At 57.8% G+C, this 26042-nt stretch carries 25 protein-coding genes and 3 tRNA genes; 12 read left to right on the top strand and 16 right to left on the bottom strand.

Features of this window, described 5'->3' with window-relative positions; genetic code table 11:
- Genes ACR6AS_RS11215 through rbsK form a run of 3 tightly spaced genes read right to left on the bottom strand, consistent with a single transcriptional unit; the run spans nt 1 to nt 3263 of the window.
- Nucleotides 1–1014 carry an aldose 1-epimerase family protein gene (locus ACR6AS_RS11215; protein WP_111141510.1) on the bottom strand — a complete coding sequence of 338 codons (1014 nt, stop codon included), beginning with the start codon at nt 1012–1014 and terminating at the stop codon, nt 1–3.
- A complete protein-coding gene (gene fucP / locus ACR6AS_RS11220; protein ID WP_111141508.1) occupies nt 1011–2336 on the bottom strand; it encodes an L-fucose:H+ symporter permease in 1326 nt (441 codons plus the stop codon). The genes ACR6AS_RS11215 and fucP overlap by 4 nt, the downstream gene beginning before the upstream one ends.
- A 9-nt stretch (nt 2337–2345) precedes the next feature.
- On the bottom strand, nt 2346–3263 hold the full coding sequence (gene rbsK, locus ACR6AS_RS11225; protein WP_434162148.1) for a ribokinase: 918 nt from the start codon (nt 3261–3263) through the stop codon (nt 2346–2348).
- Between the two features lie 385 nt (nt 3264–3648).
- On the opposite strand from rbsK, the gene deoR reads away from it, so the two are divergent.
- A complete protein-coding gene (gene deoR, locus ACR6AS_RS11230; protein ID WP_434162150.1) occupies nt 3649–4419 on the top strand; it encodes a DNA-binding transcriptional repressor DeoR in 771 nt (256 codons plus the stop codon).
- A 167-nt stretch (nt 4420–4586) separates the two neighbouring features.
- A complete protein-coding gene (gene ettA / locus ACR6AS_RS11235; RefSeq protein ID WP_293774673.1) occupies nt 4587–6254 on the top strand; it encodes an energy-dependent translational throttle protein EttA in 1668 nt (555 codons plus the stop codon).
- 50 nt (nt 6255–6304) lie between these two features.
- On the opposite strand, the gene ACR6AS_RS11240 is transcribed toward ettA, so the two are convergent.
- Nucleotides 6305–6682: a type II restriction endonuclease gene (locus ACR6AS_RS11240; RefSeq protein WP_434162152.1), complete on the bottom strand. Its 378-nt coding sequence runs from the start codon at nt 6680–6682 to the stop codon at nt 6305–6307.
- 112 nt (nt 6683–6794) lie between these two features.
- Complete coding sequence (locus ACR6AS_RS11245; RefSeq protein ID WP_111138472.1) at nt 6795–7691, bottom strand: LysR family transcriptional regulator; 897 nt, start codon at nt 7689–7691, stop codon at nt 6795–6797.
- Between the two features lie 189 nt (nt 7692–7880).
- Between ACR6AS_RS11245 and ACR6AS_RS11250 the strand changes: the two genes are divergently transcribed.
- Nucleotides 7881–8882, top strand: coding sequence for a zinc-binding alcohol dehydrogenase family protein (locus ACR6AS_RS11250; protein ID WP_434162155.1), 1002 nt, complete (start codon nt 7881–7883; stop codon nt 8880–8882).
- A 45-nt stretch (nt 8883–8927) separates the two neighbouring features.
- On the opposite strand, the gene nadR is transcribed toward ACR6AS_RS11250, so the two are convergent.
- From nadR to serB, 3 genes are all read right to left on the bottom strand, one after another.
- Complete coding sequence (gene nadR / locus ACR6AS_RS11255; protein ID WP_293774668.1) at nt 8928–10169, bottom strand: multifunctional transcriptional regulator/nicotinamide-nucleotide adenylyltransferase/ribosylnicotinamide kinase NadR; 1242 nt, start codon at nt 10167–10169, stop codon at nt 8928–8930.
- Nucleotides 10170–10244: 75 nt separating this feature from the next.
- Entirely contained in the window at nt 10245–11627 is a 1383-nt protein-coding gene (gene radA, locus ACR6AS_RS11260; protein ID WP_128085969.1) for a DNA repair protein RadA, read from the bottom strand.
- A 13-nt stretch (nt 11628–11640) separates the two neighbouring features.
- Nucleotides 11641–12618, bottom strand: coding sequence for a phosphoserine phosphatase (gene serB, locus ACR6AS_RS11265; RefSeq protein ID WP_111138476.1), 978 nt, complete (start codon nt 12616–12618; stop codon nt 11641–11643).
- 107 nt (nt 12619–12725) lie between these two features.
- On the opposite strand from serB, the gene ACR6AS_RS11270 reads away from it, so the two are divergent.
- Nucleotides 12726–13376 carry a YtjB family periplasmic protein gene (locus tag ACR6AS_RS11270; RefSeq protein WP_418799168.1) on the top strand — a complete coding sequence of 217 codons (651 nt, stop codon included), beginning with the start codon at nt 12726–12728 and terminating at the stop codon, nt 13374–13376.
- A gap of 87 nt (nt 13377–13463) precedes the next feature.
- Here the strand turns inward: ACR6AS_RS11270 and yjjG are convergent, their stop codons facing one another.
- The 3 genes from yjjG to ACR6AS_RS11285 are packed head-to-tail and all read right to left on the bottom strand — an operon-like array spanning nt 13464 to nt 14985.
- Nucleotides 13464–14144, bottom strand: a complete 681-nt coding sequence (yjjG, locus tag ACR6AS_RS11275; protein ID WP_434162159.1) for a pyrimidine 5'-nucleotidase — start codon at nt 14142–14144, stop codon at nt 13464–13466.
- 18 nt (nt 14145–14162) lie between these two features.
- A complete protein-coding gene (gene rimI / locus ACR6AS_RS11280; protein ID WP_111138479.1) occupies nt 14163–14603 on the bottom strand; it encodes a ribosomal protein S18-alanine N-acetyltransferase in 441 nt (146 codons plus the stop codon).
- Nucleotides 14575–14985 carry a DNA polymerase III subunit psi gene (locus ACR6AS_RS11285; protein WP_111138480.1) on the bottom strand — a complete coding sequence of 137 codons (411 nt, stop codon included), beginning with the start codon at nt 14983–14985 and terminating at the stop codon, nt 14575–14577. The genes rimI and ACR6AS_RS11285 overlap by 29 nt, the downstream gene beginning before the upstream one ends.
- 106 nt (nt 14986–15091) lie before the next feature.
- Here ACR6AS_RS11285 and rsmC point away from each other — a divergent pair, with 106 nt between their 5' ends.
- The 4 genes from rsmC to ACR6AS_RS11305 all read left to right on the top strand — a co-directional run bounded on the left by rsmC (nt 15092) and on the right by ACR6AS_RS11305 (nt 16594).
- Complete coding sequence (rsmC, locus tag ACR6AS_RS11290) at nt 15092–16123, top strand: 16S rRNA (guanine(1207)-N(2))-methyltransferase RsmC (protein ID WP_434162162.1); 1032 nt, start codon at nt 15092–15094, stop codon at nt 16121–16123.
- A 152-nt stretch (nt 16124–16275) separates the two neighbouring features.
- A tRNA-Leu gene (locus tag ACR6AS_RS11295) sits at nt 16276–16362 on the top strand.
- A 30-nt stretch (nt 16363–16392) separates the two neighbouring features.
- Nucleotides 16393–16479: transfer RNA gene (locus ACR6AS_RS11300), tRNA-Leu, on the top strand.
- Nucleotides 16480–16507: 28 nt separating this feature from the next.
- Nucleotides 16508–16594, top strand: a tRNA-Leu gene (locus tag ACR6AS_RS11305).
- A gap of 121 nt (nt 16595–16715) precedes the next feature.
- Here ACR6AS_RS11305 and ACR6AS_RS11310 read toward each other — a convergent pair.
- Nucleotides 16716–17000 (bottom strand): DUF1435 domain-containing protein, encoded by a 285-nt coding sequence (locus tag ACR6AS_RS11310; protein WP_111138482.1) that lies wholly within the window; start codon nt 16998–17000, stop codon nt 16716–16718.
- A gap of 219 nt (nt 17001–17219) precedes the next feature.
- Here ACR6AS_RS11310 and ACR6AS_RS11315 point away from each other — a divergent pair, with 219 nt between their 5' ends.
- The 3 genes from ACR6AS_RS11315 (at nt 17220) to ACR6AS_RS11325 (ending at nt 19842) form a co-directional block, all read left to right on the top strand.
- Nucleotides 17220–18317, top strand: coding sequence for a GGDEF domain-containing protein (locus ACR6AS_RS11315; protein WP_434162165.1), 1098 nt, complete (start codon nt 17220–17222; stop codon nt 18315–18317).
- A 171-nt stretch (nt 18318–18488) separates the two neighbouring features.
- On the top strand, nt 18489–19283 hold the full coding sequence (gene fhuF, locus ACR6AS_RS11320) for a siderophore-iron reductase FhuF (protein WP_293774658.1): 795 nt from the start codon (nt 18489–18491) through the stop codon (nt 19281–19283).
- Nucleotides 19284–19377: 94 nt separating this feature from the next.
- Nucleotides 19378–19842, top strand: coding sequence for a YbaK/EbsC family protein (locus ACR6AS_RS11325; RefSeq protein ID WP_111138554.1), 465 nt, complete (start codon nt 19378–19380; stop codon nt 19840–19842).
- Between the two features lie 139 nt (nt 19843–19981).
- Here the strand turns inward: ACR6AS_RS11325 and ACR6AS_RS11330 are convergent, their stop codons facing one another.
- The 3 genes from ACR6AS_RS11330 to ACR6AS_RS11340 all read right to left on the bottom strand — a co-directional run bounded on the left by ACR6AS_RS11330 (nt 19982) and on the right by ACR6AS_RS11340 (nt 23478).
- Entirely contained in the window at nt 19982–20968 is a 987-nt protein-coding gene (locus ACR6AS_RS11330) for a nucleoside hydrolase (RefSeq protein ID WP_367396055.1), read from the bottom strand.
- An 11-nt stretch (nt 20969–20979) separates the two neighbouring features.
- Nucleotides 20980–22002 carry a LacI family DNA-binding transcriptional regulator gene (locus ACR6AS_RS11335; protein WP_111138555.1) on the bottom strand — a complete coding sequence of 341 codons (1023 nt, stop codon included), beginning with the start codon at nt 22000–22002 and terminating at the stop codon, nt 20980–20982.
- Nucleotides 22003–22089: 87 nt separating this feature from the next.
- Nucleotides 22090–23478, bottom strand: a complete 1389-nt coding sequence (locus ACR6AS_RS11340; RefSeq protein WP_111138486.1) for an MFS transporter — start codon at nt 23476–23478, stop codon at nt 22090–22092.
- Between the two features lie 583 nt (nt 23479–24061).
- Between ACR6AS_RS11340 and ACR6AS_RS11345 the strand changes: the two genes are divergently transcribed.
- Nucleotides 24062–24616, top strand: coding sequence for a histidine phosphatase family protein (locus ACR6AS_RS11345; RefSeq protein ID WP_111138487.1), 555 nt, complete (start codon nt 24062–24064; stop codon nt 24614–24616).
- On the opposite strand, the gene ACR6AS_RS11350 is transcribed toward ACR6AS_RS11345, so the two are convergent.
- Nucleotides 24598–25563, bottom strand: a complete 966-nt coding sequence (locus ACR6AS_RS11350) for a beta-propeller fold lactonase family protein (RefSeq protein ID WP_111138488.1) — start codon at nt 25561–25563, stop codon at nt 24598–24600. The two genes, ACR6AS_RS11345 and ACR6AS_RS11350, sit on opposite strands and share 19 nt — an antisense overlap.
- Nucleotides 25564–26042 lie beyond the last annotated feature (479 nt).

Here is a 26042-nt window from a genome sequence, read left to right on the forward strand (position 1 = left end):
TCAGAGCAGGCCCGTTTCGACGGAGAAGTGGCGCTGTTCGCCCGGTTTCAGGGTGATCAGCGTACCTGCCTGCTGTGCCGCCAGAAAGCCTTCCGGCCGGCAGGTGGCGGGCAGGATATAGGCCGCTACCTGCTGGTCGGGATTATGCAGCAGCCAGCGGGTGGCGTGCGGGAACTGCGCGGTGGAGAAGCGCGTCATCAGCGCGTAGCCCTGCGGCGCATGCAGCTCAAACTGCACCTCATCGCCATACTGCGGCAGATCGTCCGCGAAAAAGACGATCTCCGGGTCGCAGAGCTGCGGCTGATCAAGCTGCTGCAGAGCCAGCGGATCGCGCGCCAGCCGATCCGTATAGTCGCGCCAGGCGGGCGTCGGCCGCAGATGCGCAGGGATCGACTGCCGCAGCTGAAAGGCCCGATCGGGGATCGACTGCCGGAAGCGCCCCTGATCGATCCACGCGCTGTTGATGTGACACATGTACTGCAGCGGCATCGGCGCACCGGCCAGATTGGTAACAGTCATGTCGATCGTCAGCCGCGGGCGATCGGCCTGAAGACGCACGGCCGGTGCAGCCAGATAGTGATGACCAAAGCCTTTTACATAGTCATACTCCCCTTCCAGCGACAGCGTCTGATCCTCCAGCACCAGCCAGGCGCTGTCCATACGGGCGCAGGCCATCTCGCCATGCAGCGGATGATCGTCCTCTGGCGCAGGACAGCCGTTAGCCAGCAGCCCCGAATGAAACGCAAAACAGCCATAGGTATCAATGATCGAACGGGCTGGCAGCGGCTGCCTGAAACTGTGGCCCATCGTCAGGTTATGTCCGTCGAACTGCACTTCCCAGATCATCTGCCCAAGAAACGGCAGCACGGTTACGCTGCCGCGACGGTTATGAAGGCGTACCGCCTCAATGCCTGACGGGTAGCGAAACAGTTCAACCCGGAACGCCTCGCTCTCCAGCAGCGTCGACGGCGTGGGGTGAAACTGGTCACGCGCCAGGGGCAAACGGGTTTTCATGGCAACTCCTCCACCAGACGCCCGCTCGCAACCGGCTGCTTTTTATGACGCAGCTCGCCATAGAAATAGAAGCCGACCCAGGCGAAGCAGAGCAGCGAGACGCCAAACGCCAGCTGCATCGATCCCAGTGTGTCAGAGACCAGCCCCTGCAGCGCCGGAACGAAGGCGGCGCCCACAATCGCCATTACGATAAACGCGCCCGCCACCTCGGTATATTTGTTGTCTACCGTCGCCAGGGTGCCTGCGTAGATGGTGGCCCAGCAGGGACCAAACAGCACGCTGACAAAAACGGCGGCGTAGACGGCGGTGAAGTCCGGCACCAGCATCACATAGGCCAGCGTCAGCACGCCCAGCACGGAATAGGCGATCAGCACCTTTTCGGCACGGAAACGGGCCATCAGGAAATTCGCTACGAACTTACCGATAAAGAAGCCGATGAAGCTGTAGATCATAAAGTCAGAGGCGTGACGCTCGTTGGCTGCGCCCAGCGTCAGCGCCAGACGAATCGTAAACGACCAGACCGCCACCTGCATGCCAACATAGAGGAACTGGGTCACGATCCCGCGTTTAAAGTGGCGGTTAGTGGCCAGATAGCGAAAGGTCTCACCCAGTGACGGGCGCGATTTCGCATGGCTTTCCGGCTTGCAGTGCGGATAGCGGGTGAACATAAACAGCAACATCACGACCACCAGCACCATCACCAGATATTTGTAGGGCTCCAGCGTATGTTCCAGCATGGTCAGCCGGAAAGCATGCACCTGCTCCGCCGTCATGCCCGCCATCTGGCTCTCCAGGCTGCCTCCTTCCTGAAACACCAGATATTTGCCCAGCACAATCCCCATCAGTGCACCAATCGGATAGAAGGTCTGGCTGACGTTGAGGCGCAGCGTGGCGTGATCACGGTGGCCAATCATCGAACTGTAGGTATTGGCCGCGGTTTCCAGGAAACTCAGGCCAATGGCGATAGCAAAAATTGCCGCCAGGAACATGGTGTAGGTCGCCATGTGTGACGCCGGGTAAAAGACGATGCAGCCTGCGATGTAGAGCGCCAGGCCGATCATGATCGCCATTTTGTAGCTGGTTCTGCGGATCACCAGCGAAGCCGGGATCGCAATCAGAAAATAGCCGCCATAAAAGGCGCTCTGCACCAGCGCACTGGCGAAGTCGCTGAGGGCAAAGACGCTTTTAAACTGGGTGATCAGAATATCGTTGAGACTCGCCGCACAGCCCCATAGCGGAAAGAGGCATGACAGCAGAATGAACTGGAACAGCGGCGTTTTATTCAGATAGCCATCAGATTGCTGCACTATTTTCTGTTGCATAGCAGAACCTCAGTTAAGGTTAAGAAAACGCTGAAAACACTCGGCGGTGGGGTAAGCACGCTGGGTGCCACGCCCGGTAACGCTGCAGGCGGCATAAGCAGACGCCTGCGCCATGGCGGCGGCCACATCACCGGTTTCGGTCAGCAGATATGCAAAGCAGCCGATAAAGGCATCGCCTGCGCCGCTGGTGTCCACCGCCTGAACCGGCGTAGCGGCCACACGATGAACCCGATCGCCGCTCATCCAGATCGATCCCCGGCTGCCCAGAGTGATGATCAGATTTTTGAGGCCGCGCTTCAGCAGCGACTGCCCGGCAAGCATCACCTCTTCATCGCTGCTGACCGGCAGGCCGGTCAGGATCTCCAGCTCGGTTTCATTGGGCATAAAGAAATCACATTTGCAGGCATAGTCGATGTCCAGCGTGGCGACGGCCGGCGCCGGATTGAGGATCACCCGGATCTGATGCCGGCGGGCAAAATCAATGGCGTAGTAGACCGTTTCCAGTGGGATCTCCAGCTGCAGAATGATCAGCACACAGGCTTTCAGAGCCTCTGCCGCGTCGTCGATATCCGCCGGTTTCAGCTGCTGGTTGGCGCCCTTGATAATCAGAATGCGGTTCTGCGACTGGTCATCGACAAAGATAGGGGCCACGCCGCTGGAGGTGCCTGTGGCGGTCGTCACATAGCGCGTGTCGACACCCTGCTGTTGCAGATTGGCCACGGTGTTGGGCGCGAAGAGATCGTCGCCGACCTTGCTGACCATCATCACGCGGCCGCCCATTTTTGCCGCCGCGACCGCCTGGTTGGCACCTTTGCCGCCGCAGCCGATGGCAAAATCGGGAGCTTCGAGGGTTTCGCCCGCTTTTGGCAGGCTGTTGGTATACGTAATCAGATCGACCATATTTGAGCCGATCACCGCGATTGTCATAACGGTTTCTCCCGGATGTGTTGCAAACCTGAATGTTAATAAATTAACAATAACCTTTCTTAAAGGTTAAATATGTGACAAAAACCACATCCTGAAGCGGCAACCGGTGGGAAAATGCGGCGCTGAAAGGAAAGGTTAATGTTATTATTATAACAAGATAACATCACCGGCTACGCGGGAGACGCGCCTCTCCCCGCCCGCCTGCGCCAGGGATGTGACACGGCGCTGACCGCACAGCGCAGGTTTGCGGCCCTCACGGATTGCGGGTAAGATTGGTTGCCAGCCTGGCGGATGAGACGCAACTCATTAAAATCTGTGAGGTTTGTCGCGCTACCACGCCGGTTCCGGCGTCCTTGTTCCGCACTGCAGGATAGGTAACAGAGAGATGACCATCGAAACCCGGCGCGACGAACGCATTCACAAGCTGACGCAGGCGCTGAAACGCACCGATAAACTGCATCTGAAGGATGCGGCTCAGTTGCTGGGCGTCTCAGAGATGACGGTGCGGCGCGACTTAACCGAGCCCGCTTCCAGCATCGTTCTGCTGGGCGGCTACATCGTCAGCGATCCGAAAAGTCACGCCAGCCACTATTTTGTCAGCGATCAGCATGGGCAGAATGCCGCCCGAAAACAGCGGCTGGCTCAGGCCGCAGCCAGCCTGATCGCGGAGAACGATACGGTCTTTTTTGACTGCGGCACCACCCTCCCCTACATCGTGGATGCGATCCCCGATACCCTCGCGTTTACCGCCATCTGCTGCGCCATGAACACCTTTCTGACGCTGAAGGAGAAACCGGCCTGCAACGTGATCCTGAGCGGCGGTGAATTTCACGCTGACAATGCCCTGTTTACGCCGATTGGCGTGCACACCATCCTGGATGATCTCTGTCCGACGCTGGCCTTTATCTCTGCCGCTGGCATCGACAAAGATCAGGGCGCGACCTGCTACAACACTAATGAGCTGATGATGAAGCATCACGCCATGCTGCGCGCCCGGAAGTCGGTGCTGGTGGCTGACAGCAGCAAGTATGGCAAGGTGCTGCCCGCCCGTATCGCCGAACTGCAGCGCTTTGATCTGCTGGTCAGCGACAGCGCGCCCGATCAGGCGTTGCAACACTGGCTGGCCCAGCAGGCGATACCGCTGCGCCTGCCCTGATCCCTGCCTGGCCGCCTGGCGGCACTGAAATCAGACGGTGGCGCTCTGCACCGTCCGCGATTCCCCGGCCTGGGTAATATTCGCCGCCCCCCGGCTGGGATTAGACGGTGAAAAAGGCTAAACTTCGACATCATTCCAACGACCAAGACCCAGAGGCTCAAACCAACGTGGCTCAATTCGTCTATAGCATGCATCGCGTCGGCAAAGTGGTTCCGCCGAAGCGACATATCCTGAAAAACATCTCGCTCAGCTTCTTCCCAGGCGCAAAAATCGGCGTCCTCGGTCTGAACGGTGCGGGTAAATCTACCCTGCTGCGCATCATGGCCGGCATCGATAAAGATATCGAAGGGGAAGCGCGTCCGCAGCCAGGCATCAAGATTGGCTACCTGCCGCAGGAGCCGCAGCTGAATCTTGAACACACCGTGCGTGAGTCGGTGGAAGAGGCGATGTCCGAAGTGGTTGGCGCGCTGAAGCGCCTCGACGAAGTCTATGCCCTGTACGCCGAAGAGGATGCAGACTTCGACAAGCTGGCCGCTGAACAGGGTCGTCTGGAAGAGATTATCCAGGCGCACGACGGTCACAACCTGAATACGCAGCTGGAACGTGCGGCCGATGCGCTGCGCCTGCCAGACTGGGATGCGAAAATCGCGAACCTCTCCGGTGGTGAACGTCGCCGCGTCGCCCTCTGCCGCCTGCTGCTGGAAAAACCAGACATGCTGCTGCTGGACGAACCGACCAACCACCTGGACGCCGAATCTGTCGCCTGGCTGGAGCGCTTCCTGCATGACTTCGAAGGCACCGTCGTGGCGATTACGCACGACCGTTACTTCCTGGATAACGTGGCGGGCTGGATTCTGGAGCTGGACCGCGGCGAAGGCATTCCGTGGGAAGGCAACTACTCCTCCTGGCTGGAGCAGAAAGATGCGCGTCTGGCACAGGAAGCCTCTACCGAAGCCGCTCGCCGTAAGTCGATCGAGAAAGAGCTGGAGTGGGTGCGTCAGGGGACCAAAGGCCGTCAGTCTAAAGGCAAAGCCCGTCTGGCACGCTTTGAAGAGCTGAATAACACCGACTACCAGAAGCGTAACGAAACCAACGAACTGTTCATTCCGCCAGGTGCCCGTCTGGGTGACAAAGTGCTGGAAGTCAGCAACCTGCGTAAATCATACGGCGATCGTGTGCTGATTGATGATCTCTCGTTCTCTGTGCCAAAAGGCGCGATTGTCGGGATTATCGGTCCGAACGGCGCGGGTAAATCGACGCTGTTCCGTATGATGTCCGGTCAGGAGCAGCCCGATTCCGGCAGCATCGTGCTGGGTGAAACCGTGAAGCTGGCCTCCGTCGATCAGTTCCGCGACAGCATGGACAATTCCAAAACCGTATGGGAAGAGGTTTCCGGCGGTCAGGACATTATGCGTATCGGTAACACCGAGATGCCAAGCCGCGCCTATGTCGGCCGCTTTAACTTCAAAGGCGTCGATCAGGGTAAACGCGTCGGTGAACTGTCGGGCGGTGAACGCGGTCGTCTACACCTGGCGAAACTGCTGCAGGTAGGCGGCAACATGCTGCTCCTCGATGAGCCAACCAACGACCTGGACATCGAAACCCTGCGCGCGCTGGAAAACGCCCTGCTGGAGTTCCCGGGCTGTGCCATGGTGATCTCGCATGACCGCTGGTTCCTGGACCGTATCGCGACTCACATTCTGGATTATCAGGATGAGGGTAAAATCGAATTCTTCGAAGGTAACTTTACCGAATATGAAGAGTACAAGAAGCGTACCCTCGGCGCAGACGCGCTGGAGCCGAAGCGCATCAAGTACAAGCGTATGACGAAGTAAGCGTCGGATGAATATTAAAAGGGAAGCGGATGCTTCCCTTTTTTATTTTGTTACAGCGGCGTCCACTGCTCAATATGTCCCTGATGCTCATCATCATGTGTTTTAAACAGAATGCAGGTTAAGATCTTTTTTCTATCAAAACCAATAACGATATTATCACCGGGCTCTGCCAGTTCCATCACCGGATTGCCTTCATAATAAAGCCGGAATTCAGATCGGCTCTCGTGTGACTCTCTGGCATCATACCAGGTAACTGACGCACTACAGCTGACATCACTGCCTCTGAGTACAAAGTCTGCTTCAAACTCTTTATTTTCATGACCCAGAATAGTTTTAAGGGCTGTTACACCGTTAAACTCTTTTTGATCGTAAATTTCACTTTTTGATAAAGTTTTAATACATGCACTTTTTAAATTTTGAGCTTTCATAACATTTCTCATCCTTTGAGAAGAACAGGAAAGACCATCATAATTAATGCAATATCATTTTCTGCTGCCGGTATCAAAGTTAGAGGAAACGCCAGGAATCTTTATTTCATGCTCAGCGATAAAACGCCCTGAATACCGGTGACTGCAGCGCAAACTCAATAAAGCGTGCCAGCGCGGGTGACTGCAGTTTGCGGCCCGGATAGACCAGCCACAGCTCATTGCCTTCGACCTCCCATTCCGGCAACACCGGCACCAGCCGGGGATCGGCCATCGGCCCATCGGTCAGAAATTGCGGCAGCAGCGTGATGCCCGCATCGCCCAGCGCCGATTCGCGCGCGTAGAGCAGATTGTCCGTGAGGTGGCCTGGCGGCAGCAGCCAGCGGTAGAAGTCTTCGTCGCGCTGCAGCACCCATTCATTCCAGGCGCGGTGCGCAATGCAGCGATGGGCCGACAGCTGCTGGGGGTGGACCAGCGGCGGATGCTGGTCGAGATAGTGCTGAGAGGCGACCAGCCGTCGCGGGCAGTTGCCTATCCGGCGGCCAATCAGCGATGACTCCTGCGGCTGACCGGTGCGGAGCGCCACATCAAACCCCTCCTGCACCAGGTCGCGCATCTCATCCGATATCGACACATCCAGCGTCACATCAGGGTAAAGGCGTAAAAATGCCGCGTTGCAGCGCGCCAGCAGCGTAGCGCCGATCCCCGCCGGGCTGGTGATGCGCAGGCGTCCGCTGGGGTTATCACGCAGGCTGGCAATTGCCTGATCGGCGCGTTCACTGGCCTGCATCATCTCCTGGCAGTGCAGCAGATAGCGTTCACCGGCAAAGGTCAGATTGAGCTGGCGGGTGGTACGGTTCAGCAGCCGGATCCCCAGCCGCTGCTCCAGCTGGCTGATGCGCTGGCTGACGCTCGATTTCGGCAGACCGGCCCGTTCTGCCGCACCGGTAAAGCTGCCGCACTCCGCCACCAGCGCGAAAAGCGCCATATCCTGCCACTGCCGAAACGCCATTGTTCACCTCAGACGAACACTCTATGAAAGATTGTCCATCTTATCACCGCTAAATTCAGGTTCTACACTTAAAGCCGGTTCTGAATGATTCGCCATCCCGCTCCGTAAAGCGTGGCACAGCCCACGCATCACGGCCGGAATGGCAGAGATACGCTCCAGGCTGAGAGCCTGATTAAACAGGAAAATGCTATGTCTATTCGCGCTATCGCAGTTAATCCGGAAAATCCTGCAACCTTCACTGAGATTTTCCCTGAATCCCTGACGCCCGGTGAGTATGACCTGCGTGTCGAAGTGAAAGCGGCGTCGGTCAACCCGGTCGACACCAAAGTCCACAAAGGGGCGATGAAGAATGGCCTTGAGCAGCCGCGCATTCTCGGCTGGGACGCCAGCGGCGTGGTGCTGGAAGTCGGTATCAAAGTCAGCAACTTTAAACCCGGCGACGAAGTTTTTTACGCAGGCGATCTGACCCGGCCCGGCAGTAACAGCACCGAGCAGCTGGTGGATTCACGTATTACCGGCCACAAGCCGGAGAGCCTGGACTGGGCGCAGTCGGCGGCGATCCCGCTGACCGCCCTGACCGCCTGGGAAGGGCTGTTTGAGCGACTGAACCTGGAGAACGCTACGGCCGATCAGACGCTGCTGATCGTCGGCGGCGCGGGCGGGGTGGGATCGCTGGCGATCCCGCTGGCGAAGCTGCGCAGCAAGGTGCAGATCATCGCCACCGCCTCACGGGAAGATTCCGCACAGTGGTGTCGCGATCGCGGTGCCGATCGGGTGATCAATTACAAAGATATGGTCGGCGAGCTGGAGAAACAGGGGATTAAGCAGGTTGATTACATCTTCTGCCTGAATGACACCGACGGTCACTGGGACACTATGGCCAGACTGATCGCCCCGCAGGGCCACATCTGCACCATTGTCGAAAACGAGCATCCGCTGTCGATGGATCAGCTGAAACTGAAGAGCGCCGCGCTGCACTTCGAGCTGATGTATACCCGCAGCATGTTCAATACGCCGGACATGGCGCGCCAGGGTGAGATTCTGGATGCGGTGTCGGCGCTGCTGGATGAGGGGAAACTGCAGACGACGCTGAGCGAGACGCTGCACGGCCTGAGCGTGGAGACGCTGAAAGCCGCCCATCAGCGGGTGCTGGAAGGCCACATGCGCGGTAAAGTGGTGATGGTCTACTGATGCGTCGATCCGGCTGCCGGACGGCAGACCGGATCGCCACAGGCGTTATGGCTGGGCGTTTTTCTCGCCCAGCATCGCCTTCACCAGCTCAATGCAGCGCAGGAAGCGGGTGTCATAATCATCTTCCTGAACGTGCAGAAAATCGATGTTATTTTCCCGCAGCATCGTCACCAGCATCGACTGAAACTCCCGACGATCCACCGAACTGCCCAGACTGCGCAATCCATCGGCCACCCAGGGCACGTTATTTTCCAGCAGGATCACCAGATCAAAGCGATATTCGTCGATCAGCGCCTGCACAAAGGGATGTTCACGCCCCTCATACTTCAGACAGAACGCCTGCGTGGTCACGAAATCGGTGTCGATGAATGCCACCTTGTTGGCATATTTAACGGCGAAATCGATGTACTGCGCCTGCCCCAGCGCGATTTTGTCGTAATCGGAATATTGCAGCGCCATCTCATCGCCGCCCAGATGGGAGAAGACGTAGTCCCGGCCATACTCCCAGGCACTGGTGGTGTTGAAGATGTTGGCGAGTTTATTGACCAGCGTCGATTTGCCGCTGGATTCTCCGCCGAGGATCGCCACGGTGCGGACAAAGAACGGTTTCACTTCGGTGGGAATGTAGTCCCAGAAGCGGAACGGATCCTGACGGATCTGCGCACCGCTGATGCTCATAAAGGATCGGCTGGGATCGACCAGCACGGTCTGAATCCCCAGATGCTGCTGATACATCTCGGCATCGGGCGCTTCGCTGGTGTAGATACAGTCCGCCGTAATTCCCTGTTCGCTGAGGAAAGCACTAACGCCTCTGCTCCAGACATCCCAGCCGTGCGGATAAGGCTCGATCCCCTCTTCATTGAAGGCGTGGATGCGGATATTTTTCTGATACTTAAAGGTCTGCAGCAGCCAGCGCAGACGATCGCTGACCGTCGGCTGCTGAGACATCGCGCTGTTCTCAAACAGCTCCCGGTCGCGCGGCTCGTCGTAGCCCATGATGATATGCAGCTCATCCACCTGGCTGCAGGCGCGCTGGATCAAATAGATATGGCCGGTATGCAGGGGATAGAACTTACCGAATATCACCCCTATCCGTTTGTCCCGGCGCGGAAACTCCAGGCCCAGAAAGCGGTGCAGCGCCTCCAGCTTCTGCGCGCTGGGGCTTTTAATTTTGGCATTGAGCAACTGGCTCAGATAGCCTTTCGTCATGCCGCTGGCATCAGCGACCTGTTGCAGCGTGTGACCCTGCTGGCGGATGGCCGTTTTCAGATATTCAAACGACGACATGTCGTGCCTCCTGCATCAATGCGGTTAAGGTGCGTCCGGCCTGCCCTGCACTCCGGCTGACAGGCCGCAGGCGCGTTACAGTTCGTCCAGAATGGCCAGCGCATCGGCCAGCTTCTTCACGCTGAACACCTGCATCCCGGCAATCGGTTTTTTCGGTGCATTGCCGGCGGGCACAATCGCGCGTCTGAAGCCGTGCTTCGCCGCTTCGGAGATGCGTTCCTGGCCGCTGGGCACCGGACGGATTTCACCGGCCAGGCCGACTTCGCCGAAGATCACCAGATCCTGCGGCAGCGGACGGTCACGCAGACTCGATACCATCGACAGCATCAGCGCCAGGTCCGCACCGGTTTCGGTGACCTTCACGCCGCCGACGACGTTGACGAACACATCCTGGTCCGCCATCTGCAGTCCACCGTGACGATGCAGCACCGCCAGCAGAATCGCCAGACGGTTCTGCTCCAGCCCCACCGCCACACGGCGCGGATTGCCCATCATTGAGTGATCGACCAGCGCCTGAATCTCCACCAGCAGCGGCCGCGTTCCCTCCCACAGCACCATCACGGAGCTGCCGGACGTCACCTCTTCGCCGCGCGACAGAAAGATTGCTGACGGGTTGCTGACTTCGCGCATGCCCTGTTCGGTCATGGCAAACACGCCCAGTTCGTTGACCGCCCCGAAGCGGTTTTTATGGCTGCGCAGCGTGCGGAAGCGGGAGTCAGCATCGCCATCCAGCAGCACCGAACAGTCGATGCAGTGCTCCAGCACTTTCGGCCCCGCCAGCGAACCATCTTTGGTGACGTGGCCGACCATAATGATCGCGACGCCGCGCGTTTTGGCAAAGCGCGTCAGATAGGCGGCGGTTTCACGCACCTGGGCAACGCTGCCGGGTGACGACTGGATCTCCGCCATGTGCATCACCTGGATCGAGTCGATCACCATCAGTTGCGGCTGCTCCTGTTCGGCGATCAGGCAGATCTGCTCAATGCTGGTTTCCGACAGCATATTCACATTTTCGGTGGGCAATCCCAGACGATGGGCGCGCATCGCGACCTGTTGCAGCGACTCTTCACCGGTCACGTAGAGGGTTTTCATCCCCTCTGACAGCCGGCACATCACCTGCAGCAGCAGCGTCGATTTCCCGGCGCCGGGGTTGCCGCCGATCAGGATCGCGCTGCCCGGCACGACGCCGCCGCCCAGCACCCGGTCAAACTCTTTGAAGGTGGAGGAGAAACGCGGCAGCGCCTCCAGACTGATTTCAGAGAGTTTCTGCACCCGGCTGGTGCCGGCACTGCCGGCGTAACCGCTCAGGCGCTCGTTACGCGCAGCCGCAGGCGAGGCGGCGATGCGCACCTCGGTGATGGTGTTCCAGGCGTGACAGGCGCTGCATTGCCCCTGCCAGCGTGGGTAATCTGCGCCACATTCGTTACAGACAAATGCGCGTTTTGCCGCTTTGGCCAAATCAATACCTCAGTTAACGCTCTTCGTGGATCAGGCTGCCGGTCAGGATGCAGAACACCCCCATAAGATCGGCATGGCGAATGGTGACTGCAGTCTGCTCATTCACCTTAGGTTTAGCATGGAACGCAATGCCCAGTGCTGCGGCTTTGATCATCAGCAGGTCATTGGCACCATCGCCGATCGCCACCGTCTGTTCCGGCGCGATGTCAAAACGCTGCGCCAGCTTTTTCAGGGTATCGGCTTTGTATTGTGCGTCGACAATCGGGCCCAGCACCTTGCCGGTCAGCTTGCCGTCGCGAATTTCAAGCTCATTGGCCGCCACCGCTGACAGGTGCAGCCTGTCGCGCAGGTATTCGGCATAGTAGGTAAAGCCGCCGGACGCGATAGCGACCTGCCAGCCCAGCGCCTGCAGTTTCTGCGTCAGCGTCGTCAGGCCTGGCATCAGCGGCAGGGCATCACGCACCTGCTTCAGGATATTGGCGTCTGCACCCTGCAGGGCCGCCACGCGCTCGCGCAGGCTGGCGGCGAAGTCGAGTTCACCACGCATCGCGCGCTCCGTCACGTCCGCCACCTGCTCGCCGCAGCCCGCCAGTTTTGCGATCTCGTCGATGCATTCGATCTGAATCGCGGTAGAGTCCATATCCATTACCAGCAGCCCTGGCGCTTTCAGCCACGGAATTTTACCCAGCGGCGCCACGTCCAGCCCGGCGTCGTGCGCCAGCTTGCTGGCAAAGGGCGTCAGCGATCCTGCCAGGCGAATCACCTGATACTCATCGACGTTCCAGGCGCTGACGATCACCATCGCGGCACCCAGCTGATGCTGATAATCGGTCAGGCGCTGTTTATCCAGCCCGCGGCCATACAGCAGCCAGCCGGTGCGGCCAGCGCGATAATCCAGCGGCATCACTTCATCACCGCTAAGAGAAAGGGGCAAACCCGGCCAGAGAGAGACATCGGCGGGAAGATCGCACCAGGTTAAACGATTTGGCATCACAGCTCCTGTAGGGACAACAAAACCACGCAAGAGGCTACCTTGTCTGCGCCGCTTCTGGCAACATAATCTCCAGGCTTTCTGTTGTGATATGACCCGGATGATTAATGGCTAAAACCGCACTGAAATTTCGCTTGCATCGAACCGTGATCGTGCTCATCTCGATGGCGCTGCTGGTCGTCCTGATGCAGGGCGCATCCTGGTTCAGTCTGGGTCATCAGATGGCACGCTCTGAACAGGTTGAGGAGCTGGCGCATACGCTCACCAGTCAGGTGGCGTTCAGCCTTAAACCATTGATGGACAACAGCGAAAATAACCGTAATCAGATCGAAGCGATCCTGAACCAGATGACGGCGAACAGCCGTATTCTGGATGCGTCGGTCTATGACGGCGACGGCAGCCTGGTGGCGCACAGCGGCGAGAATATCAACGTCCGCGACCGCCTGGCGCTCGACGGGCAGCGTGCGGGCAGCTATTTCAACCATCAGATTGTGCAGCCGCTGGCCGGGAACGATGGTCCGCTGGGCTTTCTGCGCGTAACGCTCGACACCCATGTGCTGGTCACCGATTCGCATCAGGTCGATAACACCACCAATATTCTGCGCCTGATGATGCTGCTGGCGCTGGCCATCGGCATTATCCTCTCCCGCACCCTGCTGCGTCATCGCCGCACCCGCTGGCAGCAGTCGCCGTTTCTGCTGACCGCCAGTACGCCGGTGAAAGAGGATCGCGATGATGACGAAGAGAAGAAAGCGTAGCGCGCTGGCGCCGCGAATGCGTTAAACAAAAAGGCCCGCGCTGCGGGCCTTTTTTGATCGGCAGGCGATCGCGGTGTGCGGCGTCAGTCAGCCGACCAGCAGCGCTTCCAGTTCGGCCAGCGATTTGACCTGCCAGGTCGGTTTGATATGGTCCGGCAGCGGTCGGGTGCCATGATCGAGCCAGCAGGTTTTCAGGCCCGCGTTCATGCCGCCCAGAATGTCCGATTCCGGGGTATCGCCCACCATCAGCACCCGCTGACGATCCGGATTGCCCAGCTGTTCCAGCGCATAATCAAAAATCGCTGCCGCCGGTTTTGGTACGCCGACCTGCTCAGAGATCACCAGCGCCGAGAAGTAGTCGCGGAAGCCGGTGCGCTCCAGGCGGGTCTGCTGCAGGGCGGTGAAGCCGTTGGTGATGATGCCCATCTTCACCCGCCCGTGCAGGTGGTTCATCAGGCTGACCGCGCCCGGCAGCGGCGTGCAGATCTCGCCCATGGCGCTGAGAAAACCGCTGTTGAGGATCTCGGGGGCAACGCTGAGCTTTTCGCTCCAGTGGTTAAACCGCTGCGTCTGCAGCTGTAGCGCCGAAATCGTGCCGTTCTGGTAATCGACCCAGAGCGGTTTGTTTATCGCCTGATAGTCGCTGTAGTCCTGGTCGGTAAACTGCACATCGTAACCCGCGAACAGGCGCTGCAGCCCGGCGAAGGCGTCGAAATGAAAAAGGGTATCGTCTGCATCAAACAGGATGCAATCCCAGTGTTCTGACATGAAAGCTCCTTTATGCGGCTACAGCGTCAGCGCCATAAGAATGGCATCTTCACGGCCGCTGGCAGTGGGATAGTAGTCAGGGCGACGACTGACCTGATTGAAGCCAAGCTGCTCATAGAGCGCGATAGCGGGCAGGTTTGAGGCCCGCACTTCCAGCCACAGCGTCAGCACATCGCGTTTGATCAACGCCTCGATCAAATGCTGCAACAGCTGACGGCCTAATCCCCGACGCTGAAAAGCGGGATCGACCGCAATATTGAACAGGGAGGCTTCGTCGAGGACGACCTGGGTAATGGCAAAGGCGGCCATTTTGTCCCCGACGTCGAGTCGCAGATTGAGGAAGCGATCACCCTGATTGCTGGCAAAAGTCTGCTCACGCCAGGGAAACGCGTGGCTGCGGCACTCAATCGCAAAGGCTTCCGCCAGATCGTCAGGGGTGAGGAAAGAGATGGCTGTCATGGTTACACATCTGTTGCCAGAGCGCACGTCTGGCGACGCCGCTGCTGATCAGTTCATTAAAAGAGGCGCTGCTTAGTGCCACGCCATTGAAGGTCTGTTCGCTTTCAACACCCAGCAGCCAGCCTGCGCAGTTCAGCGTTTCCGGCAGCATCTGCAGCTGATCCGGCGTAACGGTCATGACCTGTGCAGGTTGCAGATGGAGGGCATGCAGCACGTCGCGCATCAGCGGCTCATCCAGACCGGGGGGCACTTCAGCGACAATGATTAACTGCGTGTCCGGGGCCAGCGTGACGGCAATTTCGCCCTGAAGCACGCGCGGGCGGCGCAGTTGATACTGCGTAATTCCCATTTGCTGTAAAAGCCAGTCGCGCCTGGACGTCATGGTGTTACCTGTTCTGCTGCCTGATTGCGACGCTATGCTAGCAAACCCATCGAACATGCGCCAACAAAGCACTATAATCCCCGCTCAGATCTTACAGGAGCCCTACATGTCTGCTTTTTCCCCGGCCAGTGAAGTTATTCTGCGCCACAGTGATGAATTTACCGCCCGCCATGTCTTATTTGCTGGCGATCTGCAGGATGACCTGCCCGCTCAGCTGGAAACCGCCTCGTCGCGCGTTCACACCCAGCAATATCATCACTGGCAAAACCTGAGCCGCCGCATGGGCGAGCAGGCCCGTTACGGCATGGTGGCGCAGGCGGAAGATGTGCAGGGCTGCGATACGCTGATCTACTTCTGGACGAAAAATAAGCCGGAAGTGCAGTTCCAGCTGCAGAACCTGCTGTCCCTGCTGCCGGTGGGCTGCGACGTGTTCGTGGTCGGTGAAAACCGCAGCGGTGTGCGCAGCGCAGAAGGTATGCTGGCGTCGTGGGTGCAGCTGGAGAAGATCGACAGCGCCCGCCGCTGTGGGCTCTATCATGGCCGCCTCGATACCCAGCCTGCGTTTGATGTCAGCGCCTTTGGCGATCACTATCAGCTGGATAATCTGACCATCCACACCCTGCCGGGCGTCTTCAGCCGTGATGGCCTGGACAGCGGCAGCGCCCTGCTGCTTTCAACGTTTGCTCCGCACACCAAAGGTAAGGTGCTGGATATGGGCTGTGGCGCGGGCGTGATGGCCGCTTCGCTCTCTGCCGTTTCGCCTAAGGTCCGTCTGTGGCTGTGCGATGTGCACGCAGCGGCGATCGAAGCGAGTAAAGCGACGCTGGCCGCCAACGGCATTGAGGGCGAGGTCTTCGCCAGCAACGTCTTCTCTGACGTCACGGGCCGTTTCGATATGATTATCTCCAACCCGCCTTTCCATGAAGGGACACAGACCAGCCTCGATGCGGCTCAGGCGCTGATCCGGGGCGCGGTGAAGCATCTGAACACCGGCGGTGAGCTGCGTATCGTGGCAAATAGCTTCCTGCCCTATCCGCAGGTGCTGGATGAAACCTTCGGCAGCCACGAAGTGCTTGCACAGACCGGTCGCTTTAAAGTCTATCGTGCTGTTTATGGTCGTAGTGCGAAGGCACGCTAAGCGCTTTTTTTCGCCACTCACCGTGCTGGCGGGCTGAAAACGTTGCTTTTTGCAGCGATCGTTTCAGCCCGACGAAATAGTTGTTGACGCAAAGAGTAAAATCTCTAGAATGCGCCTCCGTGGTTGTAACATTCTCAGGGTGTTACGGGTATGCGAAGGTGGCGGAATTGGTAGACGCGCTAGCTTCAGGTGTTAGTGTCTTAACGGACGTGAGGGTTCAAGTCCCTCTCTTCGCACCAAAATCACATGTTTCATATCGCGAGCACTGCGCGAAGGTGGCGGAATTGGTAGACGCGCTAGCTTCAGGTGTTAGTGTCTTAACGGACGTGAGGGTTCAAGTCCCTCTCTTCGCACCAATGCGGTGATATGAAAAGACAACTCGATGCGAAGGTGGCGGAATTGGTAGACGCGCTAGCTTCAGGTGTTAGTGTCTTAACGGACGTGAGGGTTCAAGTCCCTCTCTTCGCACCAACGTTGTCTAATCTTCAGGTCGTTTCCCGGCCACTCCTCTGCTCCCCAGTTTTTCTGTTTCACTCTCTCCGCTTAGTTCGTTATTCATCGCCCTGTTACGGTTTTCAATCGCGCCACAGCATTAATGCAGCTGGAAATTTGCAGAGACGGCCGCGAGTCCCCCTGCTAACACCAGACACGACGGCAGCAGCAGGTAATGACGCAGACGCTGATTAAACAGCATCACGACGGTCAGCAGCAGCGCCACGGTCATCACCATCCGCCACTGACTGAAGCCGGGTTCCCATAATGCAAACAGCGGCAGCGCGATGCAGGGCAGCAACACGCCCCATGCACTATCCAGTTTCTTTCCCAGCGCCAGGCTGATGCCCCACAGACTGCAGGCCGCAACAATCGCTACTCCCATAACAGAAACCTCAAATGATAAGCATTCCCATTATCATAGAGCAGTTTTCGCCACTGTGCAGCCTGTTTTTGTTGGCGCCGCACCGAAGATGACAGACCAGTTGGAAAATGCTAGATTGCGGCCGATAACATTTTTAATAACAGCAATAATTATCTGACTGGCAGAAGCTATTCTGCCGGCTTGCGCTTTGATATTTCAGGGTCGCCGCGAGTATTTATAATGAAATTACAATCATATGAAGAGCTTAAACAGAGCAAATACCGGCTGTCGGTTATGCTTTTTCTGTTTCTTAATATCGCCATTTCACTCTTTTTTCTTCTGCCCGTAATTAACGTCGAAAAGAGTGATACGACGCTGCCGCTCATTTGTATCATGGCATTCAGCGGCATCATGCTAATAACCTATTTAATCTGGCCAAAAGCAAAACTTCCCCTGTTAAATCCCGCCGCGTTACTGCTCGGCGTGCTCTGGGCCTGGCACATTAATTATCGCTTTCATCAGATATTCTATTTTGATGGGGGCTTTCTTATTATCAGCTTAATCAGTCTGTTATTTATCAGTGCCATCGCCCTGAGTGATTATCTGGCGGCATTCTGGCTGCACGTTACCCCGCCGGTGCTGACTGTGGTGCTGCTCGACAATGCGCAACATCTGCCGCTGATTCTGCTGACCATTGCCCTGCCGTTAATCGGTTTTTCGCTTCAGCATCTGATGCGCCGACGCGCCGACAATTTTACCCTGCGCCTGATGCATCAGCTCTATGAAGAGAAAGAGACCTTCAGCGATCTCAGTATGCTCGACCCGCTGACCGGGCTCTATAATCGTCGTGGCCTGAAGAACCGGCTCGATAATATTCTGAAGAATCACGCGGGCAGCCACTATGTGCTGCTGCTGGATATCGATCACTTCAAAGCCTACAACGATAACTACGGGCATGCGATGGGTGACCAGGCGCTGGCGCGCGTCTCTGTCGCGATTCGTGATGCGGTGCGCTCACGCGATGTCGTCACCCGCTATGGCGGCGAAGAGTTTCTGGTGCTGATGACCAACGTCAACAGCTCGATTGCCCTGAAACTGGCTGAGCGCATCCGCCAGTATGTGGTGGATTTAGAAATTCCCCATCTTTTCAACGAAACCGTTTCGACCCACGTCACCATCAGCGCCGGCATCGCGCCCGTTTATGATGATGAATTTGATCAGGCCGTTGCCAATGCTGACAGCGCGCTCTACGTGGCTAAAAATCAGGGGCGGAATACTATCCTCGCCTGGGAAGATCTCCCACGGCAACCGCAACAGACCGCCAGCGAACCGACCTGATTACGCTGATTATAAAGAGGTGACGTCGCGACAGGCCCTGCCCTGTCCGTGCTGATCCCCCCGACTTCGCCTGCGCCTCTCTCCGCCAGCAGAAGATTTTTTGCGCGACTTGTAGAGTTAATCAATAACGATTATCATTTGCTTTCTTATCTACACGTTTCGCGAGTCGTCATGGCAACCGCTTCAGTTCAGGAACCGCGTTTTCGCGCTCAGTCGATGATCTTCCGGCAGAACGACCGTCCACTGGCGGAAAGTCTGCATGAGCAACTGCAACAGCAGCGTAGCTATCTGCTTGAATCAACAAAGTTCAGTCAGCCTGCGCCGCATGACACGCTGACCCTCGCCGCGTGGTCCCAGGCCGCCCGCTTTACCCCGCTTATCCAGTGCTACAGCGATTATCTTTATCGCGATCATCCCGATGCGGTACGGGAAGCGAAGCCGGTGCTGTCACTCTGGGCGCAATGGTATTTTGGTCTGCTGCTGCCGCCGCTGATGATGGCGCTGCTGCAGGAGTCGCGCGCACTGGACTGCTCGCCAGAGCATATCCGCGTCGGCTTCCATCAGCATGGCCATCCGGCGACGTTCTGGATCGATGTGCAGGAGGATGAGGAAGCGCGCTATCTGAACCCTCATCAGCGCATTGACCGGCTGATTCAGCAGCATCTTATTCCGGCGGTGAACGGGATCACGCAGCATGGCGACATCAACGCCCGTCTGATCTGGAATAACATGGGCTACTCATTCCAGTGGTTCCTGGGCGAGCTGAAAAGCCAGATCGATGAGGCGCAGGTACTGCAGCTGGAGCAGGCGCTGTTCTTCAGTCAGCGGCTGCTGGATGGCAGCGAGAACCCGCTCTACCGCACCATGATCCCGCGCAACGGTGAACTGGTTCGTCGCAGCTGCTGCCAGCGTTATCGTATCCCTGATGTCGAACAATGCGGCAACTGCACGCTGAGCGGTAACTAAACAGGGTTAATTCCCGCGAATTCTCCGTTTATCTCGTTTACAGGCACTGAGGCTTGTGGCAATTTTTACGCCTTCGATCAGCCTGGAGAAAAAGATGAGTCTGGAGTCCGTGCGCCAGTTCTTCGCCGAACACGCCCCTGAAATTGAAATTATTGAACTGGCCGGGAGCACCGCAACGGTCAGCATGGCTGCCCGCGCCCACGGCGTGACACCGGGAGAGATTGCCAAAACGCTGTCGCTGAAAGTGAAAAACGATGTGGTACTGATTGTGACGCGAGGCGATGCCCGACTGGATAATCGCAAGCTGAAAGCAGCACTCGGGGCGAAGGCACGAATGCTGAGCGTCGATGAGGTGATTAACTGGACCGGCCATCCGGTGGGCGGCGTCTGTCCATTTGGTCTGGAGAATCCGCTGACCGTCTACTGTGATGTTTCACTGCGCAGTTTCGACGAAGTTCTGCCCGCTGCGGGTGCAATCCACAGCGCCGTGCGCATCTCGCCCCAGCAGATGGCTGAACTGACAAACGCCCGCTGGATCGACGTCTGCGAAGTGATCTGACCCCGGATCTCGCCTGCCCTTTCTGCCTGCGAAATCAAGCCGCTGACCGCCAGTTAACCTGAACGGACCAGCGGAACCGCGCCGTGGGCCGAAGCCCAATCCGGCGCAGCCCGCTGTCGGGTAAGCGCGCCCTGGCGGATCAGGCTTTCAGGCGTCTGAATGCCTCTTCGATGATCGACAGCAGCAGCGCGTTATCCACCCGATGCAGCACATGCACCGATGCGCCACACTGTTCAGGCACGCCCACCTTCAGCCGGAGCGGCTGCCGGTAACGCCAGCTTTTACCGCGCGTTGCACCCGGCCGCAGTTCGATATCGACCTGGTAATCAATGCCTGACGCGACGCGCTGATTCAGCAGCCAGGCGATCACCAGCGCATCGTGGATCCAGCATCCCGCAAGCTGCCGGGTCGCTATCGAATAGTCGATCCAGGGCCGCAACGTATCGCGCACAAAAGCGGTCAGCGGATGGTCCACTGCGGTCAGACGAGTCAGATCCTGCTGAGTGAGCAGCGTCTGTGTTGTGGCGTCCATCGGCACCAGCGTGACGGCCGCCCCGCTGTGCAGTACCTGATGCGCCGCCTCCGGGTCCAGACCAAAGTTGGTGTCTTTGATGTAATCATCCAGCGCAAATACGCCGCCCATAATCACAATCTCGGCGACCGATTCGGCCATCGCAGGATAACGCTGCATCGCCAGCGCCACGTTCGTCAGCGGGCCAATCGCGACCAGGGTAATCTCACCCGGATTATCACAAATCAGTCTGCCGATCGCGTCGGCGGCATCGAAGGCATCGGCCGTGAGCGCCGCTGGTTGCGGCACATCCTGCCAGAGTGAATTGAGCGCAAGCTGATTCACCCGGTTATCCAGCGTTTCCCGCCACGGCGCAGGATCTTCCTGCAGGGCTCGGGGCGCTCCCTGAACGACCGGAATGGTTAATCCCAGCCGGACAATCAGATCTTTGGCAACACGCGCACCCACGTCACAGGGCGTATTACCGGCCACGGTGGTGATCAATTCCAGCGATAGTCCGGGTGAAGCTAAGGCCAGCGCAATCGCCAGCCCATCGTCGGTGTTGGCACCTGCAATCCCATTACCGGGATCGCAGTCAATAATGATTCTTTTCATGTTTTTATAATTTAACTCTGACTTTGCGGCTGACAGCCGCAGGATTCACCGATTTCAAGATAGTGTGGAAACTCCTTTAGCTGGGCTTCACTCTGCCCCTCTTTCAGCATATGAATAGCGGAGCGGGCCATCTCACGCAGAGGCTGGCGTACAGTGGTTAATGTCGGAACGTGAAATGATGAGTGATTAGTGCCGTTGAAGCAGACCAGCGCCACATCCTGCGGCACCCGGATCTGATGTTCGGAAAAGGCGCGCAGCGCGCCAATCGCCTGCCCCTCATTGCTGGCAAACAGCGCCCGGGGCACGCAGCGTCGGGCGATCATGGTCTGAGCCGCGCCATATCCGCCCTGTGGGGTATAGCTGGCCGGAAACATCAGCGACTCATCGACGGGCAGACCGCGATCCGCCATGGCATCGCGCCAGCCCTGAATACGATCCTGCGCGTTAAGCATCTCTACCGGACCACTGATGATGCCGACCTGCTGATAACCGTGGCTCAGCAGATGTGCCGTTACCTGCCAGGCAGCCTGACGCTCATTAACCCGCAGCATATTGACGCCGGGCTGAGGCTCAACCCGCTCCAGCATGACCAGTGGCGTTCCGCTGGCTTTAATCAGATCAATATAAGGGTGGCGATCCACGCTGTTGTAAAACAGTCCATCGACCTGCCGATTCAGCAGCCCCTGAATTAATTCCAGTTCGCGCTTGCGATCGTCCCCGGCATCACCCAGTAGCATGACGTGACCGTGATTCATCGACTCCTGCAGCAGCATGTGCGCCATGGAAGCCACAAAAGGATTACCGATGTTAGGCACCACCAGACCAAAGGTTTTGGTGTTGCCGGAGGCCAGTGCGCGGGCAGCCGCATTGGGCCGGTAACCGGTCGCTTTTATCGCGTCCAGCACGCGCTGACGGGTCGCTTCGGCCACCGGGCGGGGTCCGTTATTAATGACATAACTGACGACTGCCACTGACGTGCCTGCCGCTTTCGCCACTTCACTGCGGGTCACTTTTCCCGTTAACGACTTAGGCACATCATATTCCTCCATAAAAAAAACAGGCCGCATTACACGGCCTGCTGCTTTTCACCCGATCCTGACAGATAGCCTGCACAGACGAATCTAGATGGCATCTTCAGGCAAATTGAGATTTCGCCCTCGGGTCTCAGGCGCCACAAAGGTGGTGAAGAATCCTATGGCGGCCATTCCCGAGAAATAGACCGCGACAGGCCACCAGTGGCCGGTATAAGAGAGCATAGCAGCGGCAATCAGCGGTGCTGTGCCACCCGATAAAATTGAGCCCAGCTCTTTTGCCACCGCCATTTTGGTATAGCGATGGTGCACGCCGAACATCTCAACACCCCAGGCCGCCTGTACACCAAAAATGCCCAGCGACGCCAGCGCCATGCCGACCACAATCACCGGGATCACCAGCATCGGCTCACGCGTGTCCAGCAACGTAAAGGCGGGCCAGGCGTAGGCCATCAGTAACAGACAGAACACCCGATAGACGATCCGGCGACCAAAGCGATCCGAGAGCCAGCCCGCAAAAGGAATGATCAGGAAGCCCAGCAGGGACGCCAGAAACACAGCGGTAGTCGGCACAGACTTATCGACCAGCAGCACCTTCGCGACGTAGCCCACAATAAAGCCCTGCGCCAGATAAGAGGGGCCGTTTTCTCCGATGCGCAGTCCAACCATGGTCCAGAACGCACGGGTGCGCTGAAAGAAGGGCCGCTCATCGATCAGCGGCGCGGCCAGTACGCCCGCACGTTCCGCTTCCATCTCCGCTTTTCTGCGCTCAAACACGGGCGTTTCGCGCAGATGACGCCGGATCCACAACGCAACCAGCGCAATCAGGGCGCTGCTGAGGAAAGGAATACGCCAGCCCCACTCCAGCAGGCTCTGCTGATCCATCTGTACCACCAGCAGCCAGACCAGAGAAGCCAGCAGCGTGCCGCTGTTGGAACCCAGCGCAATCACGGATGAGACCAGCCCGCGGCGCGCGGTCGGCGCATATTCGCCCAGCATCACCGTTCCGCCGGAGAGCTCTGCGCCCGCGCCGAACCCCTGTGTAAAGCGCAGCAGCACCAGACAGGCGGGCGCCCAGACGCCGATGGTGGCATAACCCGGGATTAAGCCGATAAAGGTGGTGGAAGCGCCCATCAGAATGATGGTCGTGATCATCACCACCTTGCGTCCCTTGCGGTCACCGAGCCAGCCGAAAAAGAGGGCGCCGATGGGCCGGGCCACAAATCCCACTGACCAGGTGGCAAAGCTCGAGAGCAGCGCCATCGCGGGTGTCGATTCCGGAAAGAAAACATCGCCAAAGATAATACCGGCAGCCAGCCCATAGAGCGCAAAATCTGCGTACTCCATCGCCGTGCCCAGCCAGCATGAGAATGTGGCACGCCAGAAATCTTTGCGGCCAGAAGAGGTATTAAACCGCTCATCGGCGGCTGAAGGTGATGACAGTGATGTCTGCTGCTTAACGGAGTCGTGTGCCGTCATAATCCTATCCCTGAATGCGTATGCAGATCGATAAACGCCCCTCCCTGGGTCGATTCCCTTATCAAAGCGGAATTCCCCCGGCAGTGACGTTCAGTTGACTAACCATGATGAAAGGTTAAAGGATCCCCTGGTGTTGGAATCGTATTCATCGTTCTGCCCCGCCGATCTATTTTTGACCGGTCGCTTAAACTGAACGAATGTAACTTAACAATCAATGGCGCCGACTGTGCATCATGCACCGTGAGCAATCACTGGGGAGCCAGTGTATCTACGCGCGTAGATAAATCAAGAGATTTGGTCGAAAATTGTTAGTAAAATTTCACTATCACTTTCCGTCACCACATATTTTTATCGCAAATTCAGCCAGTTAACTACGCCGAATCGCATAAAAAAAGATCACTCCCGGCAGCAAGTTACCATTTTCGCTAATCATTAAGTGGCAGAAGGCAGGCGAGGCGCCTTTCATCGCGTTCTGTTGTCGCACAGGTTTGTGACCCTGAGATGACACATCACGTTTATTCTGAAAAGTCGGTGTAAGGAGGGACAATGCGTTACCCTGAGCAAAAAGCCGGACAGAGATGCGATGACAATTATTCTGATGCGACACGGTAAACCCGATCACCAGGCAACGGGCCGCCAGAGTGTACAGGCGCTGGCAGACTGGTGCGAAGCCTATGATCAGTCACAGGTTACGGATGGCCCGCCACCGCGTAGCCTGGCCATTGCACGTCAGGCTACGGTGGTAGTCTGTAGTCCCCTGCCCCGCGCGCAGTCTTCCCTGAGACAGCTCGGGCTGCAGCCGCATGAGATTGATGCGCTGTTCAGCGAAGTCGCTGTCCCTCTGCTGCGAAGCGGCGCGCTGGAACTGCCCACGGTATGCTGGCTGGCCCTGCTGCGCCTGTTATGGCTCTGCGGCTATGCGGGTGAAGCGGAGTCACTGCAACATGCCCGCAGCCGGGCCTCGGCAGCGGCCGAGAAGCTGATTGCGCACTCGCAGCGGGGCACGGTATTGCTGCTGGGCCACGGCATCATGAACAAGATGATCGCGCGTGAATTACGCAAGCGCGGCTGGCAGGCAGAGAAGCATGCCAGCAGTCGTCACTGGAGCTCCGCCATCTATCATCGGCCGTTTATCTGACCGCGCGGAAAATAGCCCAGTACCTCACAGCCGGTGCCGACACGCGGCGTGGCAATCACTTTACGCTGCGCCAGATCGATCACGCTCAGCGTGCCATCGCCCTGATTGGCAATCAGCAGCTGCTGCCTGTCGGGAGTGAAGCATCCATCCATCGGCATGCGGCCCGTGCTGATATCACCGAGTGGATTCAGCAGATCGTCAAACAGCGTCACCAGCGGCTCCTGGTCGCCTATCGCCACCAGCTGCTCCCCGTCTGCACTGAAGCGCACCACCTGGCAGGGCTGCTGATGGCCCGGCAGCGTCAGGCGCTGGCGGATACGGTGGCTTTGCCGGTCAATCACGTAGAGCAGTGGCGCATCGGCCGCGCTGGCAACCAGATAGGGGTGTTTTGGCGAGGCGGCGATGCCCGCGATCGGGCCGGGCAGCAGGATGGTATCGATGACCCGCCCCTCTGCTTCACAGAGATCCACCACGGTGATGGTCGCATCCTCTTCGTTATCGGTGAACAGTTTGCGCCCGCTGGGTGACAGCGTCAGACGATGGGCGTTGTGCGAAGGGATGGGAATTACTTTTTCCACGCTGTCGGTCAGCGGATCGATCACCGCGACGGCGGCGCTCTGCTCACAGCAGAGATAGACTTTGCCATCCCGTCCCAGCTGTCCGCTGTGCGGGGCCCGCAGCGGCGACAGATCGATAAAGCCACTGATCGCCCGATGCTGTAAATCGATAATCGCGATCTTATGCCCCGGATGCGGATTATTGCCGTGAACGCCGTCACCATAGATCGGCACATAGGCTTTTCCCCACGGCGCCAGCATCAGCAGTTCATGGGGGCGTGGCGGAAACGCGTTCAGTTCCCGCTCGACAGCGAACGTCTCCGGATTCAGGAACAGGACGCGATTGCCCTGCTTATCAACCGCCAGTAAACCATAGGATTCACTCTGCATGCGTGCTCCTTTCTCAGTAAGTTCTTCTTAAGCGTAGACAATCCTCTCCGGTGCTGTCCGGTTCTGCCTACTGATGAGCCAGGCTTACGCCCCGTTTTAAGGCCAATAGTGACCTGAGTCGCACGCCTGCCCGCTATTTATCCCGCACGCATCGCATAATCTTCAGATATTCCTTAAACCCGATGCCCGCGCCATTTTAATAAACGATTAATTCTGTCGATATTATTATTCGCAAAAGGTGACCGGATTAATTCCGTATTATCCTAAAGTCAAAAAAAGAGATAGCTAATGCGTAAATAATGTTTTATTAAAAAGATGCAGTGCAATTAATCCGCCGTGAGGAAACTATCGCGCGCTTCCGCACTGCGTCGCCACCAGGGAAAACTCTTCAACACTTCCCGTACTCAACGGGCTTGCAGCCGGTCTGCAACCCCGCACGTCTGCGCCTCTGGCGGAACAGACAGAGCCTGCACGATAAC

The organism is Pantoea phosphatilytica (assembly GCF_051025615.1).
In the GTDB taxonomy this organism is placed as follows: domain Bacteria; phylum Pseudomonadota; class Gammaproteobacteria; order Enterobacterales; family Enterobacteriaceae; genus Pantoea.